This window comes from Maribacter flavus, assembly GCF_008386635.1.
In the GTDB taxonomy this organism is placed as follows: Bacteria; Bacteroidota; Bacteroidia; order Flavobacteriales; family Flavobacteriaceae; genus Maribacter; species Maribacter flavus.
Map to the genome: position 1 here is coordinate 959,099 of NZ_VUOE01000002.1, position 13,481 is coordinate 972,579.

Annotated in this window: 9 protein-coding genes and 1 pseudogene; 9 read left to right on the forward strand and 1 reads right to left on the reverse strand. The window is 36.1% G+C overall.

All coding sequences use genetic code 11. The features are described from left to right. The 9 genes and pseudogenes from F0361_RS14585 (at window position 1) to F0361_RS14625 (ending at window position 12,555) form a co-directional block, all read left to right on the forward strand. A complete protein-coding gene (locus F0361_RS14585; protein WP_154919632.1) occupies window positions 1–1,266 on the forward strand; it encodes an APC family permease in 1,266 nt (421 codons plus the stop codon). Window position 1,267: 1 nt separating this feature from the next. Then, window positions 1,268–2,191 carry a hypothetical protein gene (locus F0361_RS14590; RefSeq protein WP_154919634.1) on the forward strand — a complete coding sequence of 308 codons (924 nt, stop codon included), beginning with the start codon at window positions 1,268–1,270 and terminating at the stop codon, window positions 2,189–2,191. A 26-nt stretch (window positions 2,192–2,217) separates the two neighbouring features. Further along, entirely contained in the window at window positions 2,218–3,033 is an 816-nt protein-coding gene (locus F0361_RS14595) for an SH3 domain-containing protein (protein WP_161598245.1), read from the forward strand. Window positions 3,034–3,276: 243 nt separating this feature from the next. Continuing rightward, window positions 3,277–5,649 carry an EcoAI/FtnUII family type I restriction enzme subunit R gene (gene hsdR / locus F0361_RS14600; RefSeq protein WP_154919638.1) on the forward strand — a complete coding sequence of 791 codons (2,373 nt, stop codon included), beginning with the start codon at window positions 3,277–3,279 and terminating at the stop codon, window positions 5,647–5,649. Window positions 5,650–5,665: 16 nt separating this feature from the next. After that, window positions 5,666–7,096 (forward strand): annotated as a pseudogene (locus F0361_RS14605) (N-6 DNA methylase). Between the two features lie 42 nt (window positions 7,097–7,138). Continuing rightward, the gene (locus F0361_RS14610; protein WP_154919641.1) at window positions 7,139–8,929 is read left to right on the forward strand and encodes a restriction endonuclease subunit S; all 1,791 of its coding nucleotides are present in this window, start codon (window positions 7,139–7,141) and stop codon (window positions 8,927–8,929) included. Between the two features lie 4 nt (window positions 8,930–8,933). Continuing rightward, window positions 8,934–9,425, forward strand: coding sequence for an N-carbamoyl-L-amino acid amidohydrolase (locus F0361_RS14615; protein ID WP_154919643.1), 492 nt, complete (start codon window positions 8,934–8,936; stop codon window positions 9,423–9,425). Window positions 9,426–9,479: 54 nt separating this feature from the next. After that, on the forward strand, window positions 9,480–11,321 hold the full coding sequence (locus F0361_RS14620; protein ID WP_154919645.1) for an McrB family protein: 1,842 nt from the start codon (window positions 9,480–9,482) through the stop codon (window positions 11,319–11,321). Beyond that, entirely contained in the window at window positions 11,308–12,555 is a 1,248-nt protein-coding gene (locus F0361_RS14625; RefSeq protein WP_154919647.1) for an McrC family protein, read from the forward strand. Before F0361_RS14620 ends, F0361_RS14625 begins: the two co-directional genes overlap by 14 nt. Before the next feature lie 133 nt (window positions 12,556–12,688). On the opposite strand, the gene F0361_RS14630 is transcribed toward F0361_RS14625, so the two are convergent. Beyond that, window positions 12,689–13,480, reverse strand: coding sequence for an HNH endonuclease (locus F0361_RS14630; protein WP_154919649.1), 792 nt, complete (start codon window positions 13,478–13,480; stop codon window positions 12,689–12,691). Between the last annotated feature and the right edge of the window lies 1 nt (window position 13,481).

The window sequence follows — 13,481 nt, forward strand, 5'->3', positions numbered from 1 at the left end:
ATGGGACTACTAAAAAGCATAGCTCAAATTAGACCGAGCAAAAAGACAGAGGAGTCAAAACCTAACCTAAATTTTGAAGAGGAAAAAGTAACCTACCATCAAGATGGATTTTCCACTTCCAAATCTTGTCAGGGAAGACCAGAAAATCTCCAATCGGGTTTGGAGGCCATTTATCACAAGTTTGAGAATAAGTGTCGTGAAGCGGAAATAGAACAAACCAAATTAAAACAACCCTATGAAACAGAATTAAAAGGAAAAAAAACCATTTTACTGAACAAAGGTGAAGAATTGTCAAGGGAGAAAAAAAGATTGGAAGATGTAGAGGAAAAAATAGAAAAACTTAAGAGCGACATAGTGAATGTGCGGAGAAATCCCCATGATTATGGTATTCCCGTGGATAGACGATCATCATCTAAGTTTTGGATAGGTTTGGTGCTATTAGCCTTTTTGACTGTCTATACCTTTATCTTTTATATTTCTACTTCTTTCTCCGCCTTCTTCAGGACTTTTGATCCTTCTGTGGAACTTTTTGGTGGAATGTTCTACCCCCAGGCTCTTCAAGAAGCCTATGATGCTGGTTACTTGGAACTAGGTTTTATCCTCTTTATACCTTTTGTTTTCTTCGGATTAGGGTATTTAATCCATATGTTCTGGCATAAACCAACCGTTGGTAATATTATTAAAGTAGTAATGCTTTTCGTAACCACTTTCATTTTTGATGCCCTCCTGGCCTACCTTATTGATGAAAAGCTATACAACCTAAACAAAACATTCGAAGATCCAGACTTTTCCATATCCCTTGCATTAAGTAGTCCTAGTTTTTGGGTCATCATTTTCGCAGGCTTTGTATCCTACGTTATTTGGGGGCTTGTTTTTGACTTCGTCATGAAAGAGCATTCGGACAGGGATAAAATTCAAAATTTTGTTGTCTCCCTAGAGCAGGAAATAAATAATCATCTGCAAAGTATACAAAAATACAAGCAAATTATAGAAACGGTAGAGAACGTAATTAGCGATATAAAGGTTAGATGTACGGAATTGGAAAACATAATTGAAGGGTTTATTCTTCCAATTCGAAATTACAAGGCCCTTTCCTCCGAATACCTTCAAGGTTGGCAAGAATGTATTTCTTCACAAATTGCTTTGGGACATGATGAAACCAAGGCTTATTTAAATGAATGCAGGGCTGTCTATGATACCCATATAAAAGAATTGGATTTGGACACGGACACCTACCAGAATAAAGTTTATTCCAAAACACTATAAAATGAAAAAAATAATTTATCTATTCTCTTCGATCCTATTTACCATTTTTTGTGTTTCATGCAAATCGGAAGAAAACAGCACTCAAAAGAAAGACGAAAACCCCAGAACAGAGGCCACTGGTCCTTGCCCAAGGTATATTTTAGAAAACAAGAAGAACAATTTAAACATAAGCGTTTTTCTGGATTTATCGGATAGGATTACCGAGCCAAAAATCATTCAAAAAGACATTGAGTATCTTCAAAGTATTTCCGAAGCTTTTACAGACCATGTAAAAACAAAAAAGCTTATTCTTTTACAAGATAAAATCCAACTCTATTTCAATCCAGAACCAACAAATAATGTAATAAACAATATTGCAGAAAAATTACATATTGAATTCGATAAGAACTCATCTAAAGCTAAAATTGAAGAAACCCAAAATCTGTATGCACAAGAGCCGTTGAAACTTTACGAGCTGGCACAGGCAGATTTTAAAGAAGCTAAGGACTATCCAGGATCAGACATATGGCGTTTTTTTAAAGATAATGTAAAAGACTATACCATAAGTGATTGCCACCGTAATTTACTAGTCATATTGACCGACGGATATATGTATCATAAGAATACGCAGATGACGGAAGATAATAAGACATCATTCCTGACCCCTAATTCTTTGGCCAGACTACCATTAAATAATTCAGCTTTTGTAAAAACTATAGATGAAAAAGAGTTCGGCTTTATTAAAGCAACGGATGGGTTGGAAGATTTGGAAGTACTGGTAATTGGTATACATGATGCCAATCCAAATAACCCATATGCCATGGACATTATTAGGGCCTATTGGGAAAATTGGTTTACGGAAATGGGTGTAGAAACGTATAAAATTCAGAATGCGGATTTAGCCTCAAACGTGGATAAGGTAATTAAGAACTTTCTGAATCCTTAACTTAAAAATACTCCAGAAAAATGCACTTGAAGAACCTAATTATTTTGGCAACCATTTTTCAAATCAATTTATGCTATACGCAAAATTGTGTTGGTAGTTATCCTATTTACTACACAGAAGATGCTATTAAGATTTTTCAAAATATGGATTCGGAATCTGCGGTACTTAAAGTAGTTCCAAAAGGTGAAGCTGTTAAGGTTTTGAGTTCATTTTTTGGTAGCACAACAGGATTCTGGAAAATCTGTTGGAATGGATTGACAGGTTATTCGTTTAAAAATCGATTAACTTTAAACAAAACCAGTGACAATGATTCATTCTCAAAAAATACACCATTAGCTGACCAAGAATTAAAGTTTAATCCATTTTTAGGTCAAACTTCTACTGCCGTTAACTTCCGTACTGGTCCATCTTCTTCTTATTCTAAGATAACAACTTTAGCCCCAGGAAGTACTTTATATGTATATTCAAATGAAACTATCGATGGTTATTATAAAGCGATAGATATCATGTCCAATGAAATTGGTTGGGTCCATAATAAATATGTTATTTATGCTGAAGCTATTGAAGTTAATGAAACTGGCATGTTTCAAAGTACTGGGTATTCTTCAAATTATAATTCTGAAGTTAATGTTGAAAATAAATCCTCTTACACAATAAAATTAATTGTCGATTCTGAGACATTTATTTTAAGTCCAAACACAACCAAAATGTTAAATATAAATCCTGGAAGAAAATATTATATAGCATCCGCACCTGGAGTTATTCCGGCATCAGGTTATCAAACATTTGAATCAAATAATGGCTATGAATGGTCTTTTTGGGTTTCAACCTCTAGGCATTAAATTCAAACATCCAATCTTGAGGATTAATCTAAGTAAAAACGTTTTGCAAGGCGACCCATGGATATATAAAACTTTCAAGATTGATAATTTAGTTCGAACTACTATTTTGAAATCACTTATAAGTAATCGTATATTTAACCGAAAGGTTATTTGTTGAATTTTCCCTCATTACAGCAAATTAATTCTATGGTGCTAAATGTTTATCCCGATGTAATAAAAACATCTATTGAAGGAGTATAATCAATGAATAAATCAAGACTTTCCGAAAGAGACGTCTGCTCAAAATTTATTGCCCCTGCAATTCAAAAAGCCGGCTGGAATATGCGTACTCAAGTTCGGGAAGAGATTTCTTTCACTGATGGTCGCATCATAGTCCAAGGTAAATTATATACGCGTGGCAAAAGGAAACGAGCCGACTATATTTTGTACTACAAACCAAATATTCCAATTGCCATTATAGAGGCCAAGGATAACAATCATAATGTTGGTGATGGTATGCAGCAAGCTTTGGAATATTCGGAGATTTTACAAATACCTTTTGTCTTTACTTCTAATGGAGATTCGTTCGTATTCCATGATAAAACAAAATTGTCGGGTAATGTCGAAGAGGAAATAAGTTTAGACGATTTTCCTTCACCGGAAATCCTTTGGAAAAAATATAGTGATTTTATAGGATTGGATAACCCGGAGGTTCAGGAGGTAGTAACACAAGATTATTATGCCGATGATAGCGGAATGTCTCCAAGGTATTATCAGCAAAATGCTATCAACCGTACTGTTGAAGCCATAGCAAAAGGACAAAACCGAATCCTATTGGTCATGGCCACGGGCACAGGAAAAACGTATACGGCTTTTAATATTATTTGGCGACTTTGGAAAAACGGCATCAAAAAGCGCATCCTTTTTTTAGCGGACAGAAATGCACTTTTAACGCAAACGAAGAATGGAGATTTTTCACCCTTTGGTAATGATATCATGCACATCATCAAAAACCGAAAAATTGATAAATCCTATCAAATTTATTTTGCTTTATATCAAGGTTTGACTAGTACTGATGAGTCAAAAAACGCCTACAAAGAGTTCAGTAGAGATTTCTTCGATTTAGTAGTTATCGATGAGTGTCATCGTGGCTCAGCTTCTGAAGCCTCTGCGTGGCGAGAAGTTTTGGATTATTTTGAAAGTGCTACCCAAATTGGGTTAACAGCCACGCCCAAGGAAACCAAGGATGTTTCCAATATGGAATACTTTGGAGAACCTGTTTACACCTATTCTTTAAAGCAAGGTATTGATGACGGATTTTTAGCTCCATATAAGGTAGTTCGCATTAGTATGAATGTCGATGAAGGCTGGCGACCAACAGCTGGTCTAATTGATAAATATGGCAACGAAGTACAAGACCGGATTTATAATTTAAAGGACTATGATAGAAATTTAGTTATTGACGAACGTACTATTGAAGTTGCCAAGAAAATTACAGAATACCTTAAGGCAACAGACCGATTTGCCAAAACCATTGTATTCTGCACCGATATAGATCATGCTAACCGAATGAGGCAAGCTTTAATTAATGAAAATGCCGATTTAGTAGCAAAACATTGGAATTACTGTGTCAAGATTACAGGTGATGATGAAGTTGGAAAACAGGAACTGGACAATTTTACAGATGTGGAAGAACGCTTTCCTGTTATCGCAACAACTTCCAAAATGTTGACTACGGGGATTGATACTAAGATGGTAAAGTTTATTGTTTTAGAATCAAATATCAACTCCGTAACTGAGTTCAAACAAATAATTGGACGAGGGACGCGAATACGGGAAGCTGAGGGTAAGGTCTTTTTTACGATTATGGATTTTAGAAAGGCCACCAATAACTTTGCGAGACCAGATTTTGATGGTGACCCAGTCCAAATCTATGAGCCAACCGAGGAAGATACCGTAGTACCCCCTGACATTGAAGAGATAGAATCAGATACGGAAATAGATGGGGATTTAGGAGGTTTCGTTCCTAGGGCCGTACCAAATATTGATATCGACGAAGAAGAGGATGAGGTTAAAAAATATTATGTCAATAATATTAAGGTAATGGTAGCCAACGAACGGGTCCAGTACTACGGCAAGAATGGGAAGCTCATCACGGAGTCACTTAAAGACTATACCAAATCCAATATTAAAAATGAGTACAGGTCTTTGGACGAGTTCATTCAAAAATGGAATACAACGGATAATAAGGAAGAGTTGTTGACAGAGCTATCGGAGCATGGTATACTTGTCGAAGCGCTTAAGGAAGAAATTGGACTGGACCTTGACCCCTTTGATTTGATTTGTCATGTAGCTTATGACCAACCCCCGTTAACCAAACAAGAACGTGCGAATAATGTGCGTAAACGAAATTACTTTACAAAATACGGAAATACGGCTCAAAGAATTTTACTTACCCTTTTGGATAAATATGAACAAGAAGGCATTCTTTCCATAGAAAAAGGTTCTGTATTAAAAGTGCAACCATTAAGCCAAATGGGTTCTCCCGTAGAATTGGTTAGAGCTTTTGGAAAGAAGAAGGACTTTGAAAAAGCCATTCAAGAATTGGAGAACGAAATTTATAAAGAAGGAGCATAAAACAATTAAATAATAAATGAGCAACATTACAACCAACATAAAAGGCATTCGCGATATCATGAGGAAGGACACCGGAGTAGACGGAGATGCACAGCGTATCTCACAAATGGTTTGGATGCTCTTCATGAAAATATTTGCCGATAAAGAAGAAGAATGGGAAATCACCATAGACGATTACGAAAGCCCAATTCCAGAAAACCTCAAATGGCAAAACTGGGCAGAAGATGATGAAGGCCTTACAGGCGATGCCTTAATGGACTTTATCAATAACGAGCTATTTCCAGCCTTAAAGGAACTCGATATTACCATAAGTCCACAAGCCAAAATCATCCGTTCGGTATTTGAGGATACCTACAACTACATGAAAAACGGAACCCTGTTCCGTCAGGTAATTAACGAGATTGACAAAATCGATTTCAACAGTTCTGAAGACCGACATCTCTTTAACGACATTTACGAAACCATTTTAAAAGAACTGCAATCTGCTGGTAGCTCTGGTGAATATTACACACCAAGAGCCGTTACCCAATTTATGGTAGATATCATCAATCCGCAATTGGGTGAAACCGTACTCGACCCAGCTTGTGGTACAGGTGGCTTTCTAACTTGTACCATAGACCATATGCGGAATCAGGTAAAAACACCACAAGACCGCGATGTCTTGCAACGTGCCATAAGAGGTATTGAGAAAAAACCTTTACCACATTTATTGTGCACCACCAACCTCATGTTGCATGGTTTTGATTTACCGGCTGTAAATCGTGGTAACTATCTAAACAAACCCTATGCCGATTGGGGCAGCAAAGACAAGGTAGATGTGATTCTCACCAATCCACCATTTGGTGGCGTTTAAGAAGATGGTACCGAAACCAATTTCCCAAGCAAATTTAGAACCAAGGAAACGGCCGACTTGTTCCTGGCATTGATTATTAAACTATTAAAGTCTAACGGACGCTCTGCTGTGGTCTTACCAGATGGCACCTTGTTTGGCGAAGGCGTAAAAACCAGACTCAAACAAGAATTGCTGGAGCGTTGCAACCTACATACCATAGTGCGTTTACCCAATGGTGTGTTTAACCCATACACAGGCATTAAGACCAATCTGTTGTTTTTTGAAAAAGGCACACCAACCAAAGAAGTCTGGTATTTTGAACATCCTTATCCTGAAGGCGTAAAAAGCTATAACAAAACCAAGCCGATTCACATTAAGGAGTTTGATTTAGAAAAGAACTGGTGGAACAATCGTCAAGAAAACAAATATGCTTGGAAGGTTTCTGTGGAAGACATTATTGCCCGAAACTACAATCTGGACATTAAAAACCCACATCAGGAAGTAGACGATTTAGCCTCACCAGAAGGACTATTAGAACAATACAATACTTCTGAAATACAGATTGAAAGCATCCAACAAAAAATCATGAATGTCATTAACGACGCCTTAAACTAAAAACCAACTTGTCATTCTGAACTTGTTTCAGAATCTCTAAATATGAAACACCTCTTACAACATTTTAAAACCCTAACCAAGCATCCACAAAATGCCGAAGAGCTAAAAGGCTTAATTCTTCAATTGGCGATTCAAGGAAAGCTGACTGAAAACTGGCGACAAGAAAACCCAAACGTAGAATCAGCCTCAAACCTCTTGAAAAGGATAAAGGCGGAAAAACAAAAACTGATTGAAGATAAGATAATTAAAAAAGCGAGGGAATCAGGAGAAATAGATGTAAGCGAGAAATTCGAAATCTTTCCGTTGAACTGGGAACAAGCAAAACTTGTTGACCTTGGTTTTTCCACAAAATTGGCTGGTTTTGAAAATTCAAAATATGTAAGATTAAAAGATGAGGGTGAAGTGCCTGTGATAATGGCCCGAAACATTAGAAAGAATAAAATAAAGGAAGAAAAGGTTAAGTACATTGACCTCAAGACATCGCTTTTACTTGAACGTTCAGCATTAACGAAACCCTCATTATTGATTACTTCTATTGGTGCTGGTATAGGTGATGTGGCAATTTTTGACAAAGAAGAAAGATGGCATTTAGCCCCAAATACAGCAAAGGTTGAACTTTTTAATGAGCATAATGAAAATTTGAACATTGTTTATGTTCTTTATTATCTACTATCACCAATTGGGCAAAAGGAAATATTTAAATCAGTAACAACAACGGCTCAACCAAGTTTAGCCACAAAAGCCATTCGTGACGTCATTGTTGGTATCCCACCACTCGAAGAACAAAAAGCCATTGTAGCAATTGTCGATGAACTGTTTAAAGAAGTTGAGCAATTAGAAGAGCAAACCAAAAACAGCATCCAACTCAAAGAAGATTTTGTCACCTCGGCATTACAACGCTTAACTGAAGCAGACAACATCTACGAAGAATGGCAGTTTTTACAAACCCATTTTACCGAGTTCTTTACCGAAAAATCAACCATAAAACAACTGCGGGAAACCCTATTGCAATTGGCCGTTCAAGGGAAGTTGACGTCTAATTGGCGTGCAACCAATTATTCCTCCCTTGGGGGAGGTGCCGAAGGCGGAGGGGGTATTGAACCCGCCAGCGAACTCCTAAAACGCATTCAAACCGAAAAAAAAGCCCTTATAGCCCAAAAGAAAGTCAAAAAAGAAAAACCCTTGCCGCCCATAGAAGACCACGAAAAACCCTATGATTTACCGAAGGGTTGGGTTTGGTGTAGGTTTCAAGATTTAATGAAGGATTTAAGATATGGCACTTCTAAAAAATGTGATTATAATTTAGGAAACAATCCAGTATTGAGAATACCCAACATCTCGAATGGTAGAATTGATTTTGAGGATATTAAATCTACAAATTTGAGTGATAAAGAGTTAAGAGATTTATCGCTATTAAATAATGATTTACTGTTAATTCGTTCTAATGGGAGTGTTGCATTGGTTGGAAGAAGTGCAGTAGTTGAAAATATTGACGATGGATATTCATTTGCAGGATATTTAGTTCGAGTGAGGGTTTTTAAGGATTATATATCATCTAGATTTCTTCATTTAATATTAGAAAGTCCATCTATAAGGAAATCAATAGAAGGTCCAATAAGAACAACAAGTGGAGTGAAAAATATTAATAGCACAGAAATATCTCAATTAGTCTTTGCAATTCCACCACTCGAAGAACAAAAAGCCATTGTAAAGAAGGTCAATAGTTTAATGGCCTTATGCGATAGTTTAGAAGAACATATAGAAAACAGCCAAACCCATATAGAGCAATTGATGCAAAGTTGTTTGAGGGAGGTTTTTGAAAATTCAAATTAGAGAAATGAATGCATCACCCTATTTAAAGCATGAAAACCGTTTGGCAGAAGTCATTGCCGCTATCCAGGTCATGGGAAAATATCGATTTTACAAACTTGATTTCAGCAAATGGGCCGATCGAATATCGGGTGATGAAAATGAAGCCAAAAGATGGCAAAACGTATTTATTGAGCATCCCGAATTTTTTAGGATAGACCAAACCAAAAAGAAAGCTTCCCTAGTTTGGAGACGGAATCTCCCCAAAGATTATAATGTGGATACTAGAAATGAAATTACAAAGAAAGATTTCCTGGCGCTTTCGGATGATGATAAAGCCAGAATTTCAAGGAGACCATTAAGCAATAGTGATATATGTATGCTTATAGAGTCGGCTATAAATTTACATGCCAGAGCCTTACAACAAAAGCAGGATAGAAGGTGGTGGATTCCATTAACCATAGGATTAGTTTTGGGAATTATTCCATTTGTTATAGATAAGATTCTTGAGATTATATAGGAGTTAATAAATAATCAAGAATTGGAAATAATCTTATAAAACGAATTTTCAAAAATGACCTTTCACGAACTAATATTGGGCAAGCTACTGGAATACAGAGAGCAAAATCCAATTTTTAATTTTATCGCAAGGCAGCGAACGGGAAAGTCCAATAGATTGGAAAATGGGTATTGGTTTCCAGGAAATAATCAATATGCTTTTGTAGGTTTGGTAAATGCCAATGGCGGAAGTAAAAAAACCAAAAGTGTTGGCATAGCCATTAGCCCTACTGAAGATGAATTTTCTTGTGATCTGGAGGTTGCCTTTAGTGAGGAAAAAGATGAAGTTCTAATTGAAGCTTATCAGGCACTGGTAAAAAATATTTCCGGATTGGAATACAAGGGCAATTCAAATTACAAATTGCATATCGGTAATGTAAAACGTGATGACTTCTCCAACTTATTTGAATTTTTAAACAAACACTATTCAGAAATCATCAATGAATTTCTTATTAGAGATAAGAGCTCCGTACTTATTGATGATAAAAAATTCGAAGAAATATTAGCCAATATCAATACGTACAGGAATAATCCTAATTACACAGAAAGCAATCTAAAAGCAAAAATGTCGGACAAAAACTTAAATCAAATCCTGTACGGACCTCCAGGAACAGGTAAAACGTTTAAAACAAAGAGCATTGCCCTCCAACTTACAGGTGTTGAGACTACAGGTCTTACTCGAAAGGAAATTCAATCTGAGTTCACTAGGAAAGTAAGTGAAGGTCAAATAGTGTTTACCACATTTCATCAAAGTATGTCCTATGAAGACTTTATGGAGGGAATTAAACCGGTCACAGATGATCAGAATATTTCGTATCCCGTAAAATCTGGCATTTTCAAAATTATCTCCGAAAAGGCCGAGGATAGTTTTATGGATACCAACAAAGGGTCATCCATGCAATTGGCATTTGATGAAGCTTTCCAAAAATTAAAAGAGGAATGGGAAGAAGATGCTGATATGAAATTTCCATTGAAAACAGATGGCTATGACTTTACCATTACTGGATTCACTGATAAATCCATTCAATTTAGAAAATCAAGTGGCGGAACGGGTCATACATTAAGTATCTCAACGTTAAGAGAGGGCTATTATAATACAAGGGAAATAAGAGAAACCGGGGTAGGAATATATTATCCAGGTATTCTTAAAAAATTAAAAAGCTATCAACCAGAGGCCAATACTATACAGAAAAAACCGAAGAATTTTGTACTCATAATCGATGAAATAAACAGGGGGAATGTTTCGTCTATTTTTGGAGAATTGATTACACTGTTAGAGCCCGATAAAAGATTGGGGAAACCGGAGGAGATTAAATTAGAACTTCCCTATTCAAAAGGTGAACTATTTGGTGTACCACCCAACCTTTATATCATAGGAACTATGAATACCGCCGATAGAAGTGTAGAAGCTTTGGACACTGCCCTTAGAAGACGCTTTGTCTTTGAGGAAGTGATGCCAGACCCTACCCTACTTTCAGATATCACGTTTGAAAACTTCAATCTCCAAGAGGTACTTGCCATCATTAATAGTCGTATAGAAGTGCTTTTAGATCGAGATCATACCATAGGTCATTCCTATTTTATAAAATTAAATAGTGGAGATTTTGAAAAACTAAAACAAGTCTTTGAAAACAACATCATTCCCCTACTCCAAGAATACTTCTATAATGACTATCAAAAAATTGCCTTAGTGCTTGGACCCGGATTTGTCGAAGAGATCAGTTCAAAGGACATTAGCTTTCCCTCTTTTAAATCTATTGATAATCCAGAGGTCACTCCCACTTTTCAACTAAAAAAGGAAATTGATATCGAGATTGCAGTACAACAACTTCTTTTAAAATTTGATGCCCCAGCCTAGAAGTATCATATCGGTCTATGAGTATCAGAAGCTGCACTACGGCAAAGAATATGACACCGTAAGGTTCAAAGAGGCGCATTTTAATGCTTTAGTGAAACTTAATGAGCTTTACAATAATCAATATTTTACTGTTATCCACAAAGGAATCAAATTCAGTAATTATGTGGGTGTCATTCAAGTGGATAGCCTAACCATTCAAATTCTTCCTAAAATAGATAATGGAAAGGATAAAACGTCACTTTGGAGGGACGTGTTGATTGAAATGCTTAGATGCACCAAAAAGCTAAAAGTAAATAAAGTTGGACATGCCAATGTCAATAAACAACAAATCCATTTACTTGATATTTATTTTGAGTGGTTTCTCAATGAAGTAAAATTGTTACAGAGGCAAGGGTTCATTAAGAAATACTACAAACAGACCATGAATGTAAAAGCCTTTAAAGGAAAATTGGAGTTCGAAGGTCACCTTCAAAAGAACTTAGTTCACAAAGAGCGTTTCTTTACGACCCATCAGGTATACGGCACCAATCACTTAGAGCATCAAATTCTTAATATTGCACTTGATATCATAGAACATTTTTCTAAAGGATCTTACCTATATGCCAAGTGCAAAACCGTTCAACTGGATTTTCCGGATGTTGATTTGGTAAAACCTAATTCCAAGCTATTTTCCAAATTGGTCTACTCTAGAAAGAACCAAGCATACAAACCGGCCCTAGAAATAGCCAGGTTCATTATTTTAAATTTTGCCCCAAACATTGCGGCTGGTCAAGAAAATATGTTGGCGCTACTGTTTGATATGAACAGTCTCTGGGAAGAATATGTTTTAGCCCAATTAAAGTCTCAAAACATAGAGGGTTTAAAAGTTTATGGCCAGTCGTCTAAGCGATTTTGGGATACTATTTCCATACGTCCTGATATCGTATTGGAATATAAGGGTGAAACTTTCACAATTGACACCAAATGGAAAAACATAGGTGGTAATAAACCATCTACCAATGATCTGAGACAGATGTACGTATATAATAAGTATTGGTCTTCTGGAAAAGCCTTGTTGCTATATCCTGGATTAAAAACAGTACCTCCCACCTTCATTCCTTTTGAAGATTCAGTAAATCAAGAATGTGGTATCGGCTGTATAAATATTCTTGAAGGTGAAAAGCTTAAAAAAGATATTGGAGGGGAGATTTTGGGGTGGTTAAAGCAAAATAGCTCATACAACAACAAAATATAACCTCCCTACACAAAAATTAAAAGAGTTGAGAGGCGACAAGGGATTTTGAATTAGAAATAAAAAAATTTTACAATGAATCTTTAGAGCAAGTGTTGTATCAATCCGCTGGATTTAGCCAATAGTTAACATTACTTTATTTATATTTTATTTTAAAAAACTCCTCCCAAATTCTAACACTTCCAATATGCTTGCCTATGATATCATTGTGAAGATTTTTACTAATTAACTGCAAAGTACATTCCCCGGTCTTAAGATCAAAATCGTCTAAATGATGCCATACATGGGTGTTTTTAAAAGTGTTGGGATCAATCTTTATATTGTATAGTTCTTCCAACATGCGAATGGCCAACCGGTCATCATTTGCCCTACAACCAGTCATTTTTATTTTGATTTGCATTGGATTTCCGTCAATCCTATGAACCCAATCTGAAAGGTCAGGTGCAAATTTATTTATACCTACGGGCAAATCAATACCATATTTTTCTAAAACCATTGCAGCATCAAATGCATTAACAGTTGGTGCCTCAATTGCATCAATCAATTGACGCCTTGTTAATTCCAATACTTCCTCTGACATTTCTGCTATGGCCCTATAACTACGCATAAAAATTGGCATTTCTTCAGGTGTCAATCTAGCTAATGCATATCCCAAAGGATGAATAAGGTCTGCATTTTTACTCATAATAAGACCTCTTACATCATGAAAGCTAATACCATATTTGTTCAGAAATAGATAGTCATAAGTTTCTACAGGAATTGCATCATAAAATGAATCTGTAATTCTAAAGAAATCATCCAACTTCTTTTTAGTAAAACGCTCAAAGAAACTCATCACCGTTTCATCCATTCGGTTAGTCCATAACCTAAGGCCCCTATATTTAAGGTGATTCGTTGATCGCTCTATAGCAATATCAAAACATCCCATA

Coding starts and splice junctions, on each gene's coding strand:
- hsdR (WP_154919638.1), top strand. CDS start 3,277: ATGAATAAATCAAGACTTTCCGAAAGAGACGTCTGCTCAAAATTTATT.
- F0361_RS14590 (WP_154919634.1), top strand. CDS start 1,268: ATGAAAAAAATAATTTATCTATTCTCTTCGATCCTATTTACCATTTTT.
- F0361_RS14630 (WP_154919649.1), bottom strand. CDS start 13,480: ATGGGATGTTTTGATATTGCTATAGAGCGATCAACGAATCACCTTAAA.
- F0361_RS14610 (WP_154919641.1), top strand. CDS start 7,139: ATGAAACACCTCTTACAACATTTTAAAACCCTAACCAAGCATCCACAA.
- F0361_RS14625 (WP_154919647.1), top strand. CDS start 11,308: ATGCCCCAGCCTAGAAGTATCATATCGGTCTATGAGTATCAGAAGCTG.
- F0361_RS14620 (WP_154919645.1), top strand. CDS start 9,480: ATGACCTTTCACGAACTAATATTGGGCAAGCTACTGGAATACAGAGAG.
- F0361_RS14615 (WP_154919643.1), top strand. CDS start 8,934: ATGAATGCATCACCCTATTTAAAGCATGAAAACCGTTTGGCAGAAGTC.
- F0361_RS14585 (WP_154919632.1), top strand. CDS start 1: ATGGGACTACTAAAAAGCATAGCTCAAATTAGACCGAGCAAAAAGACA.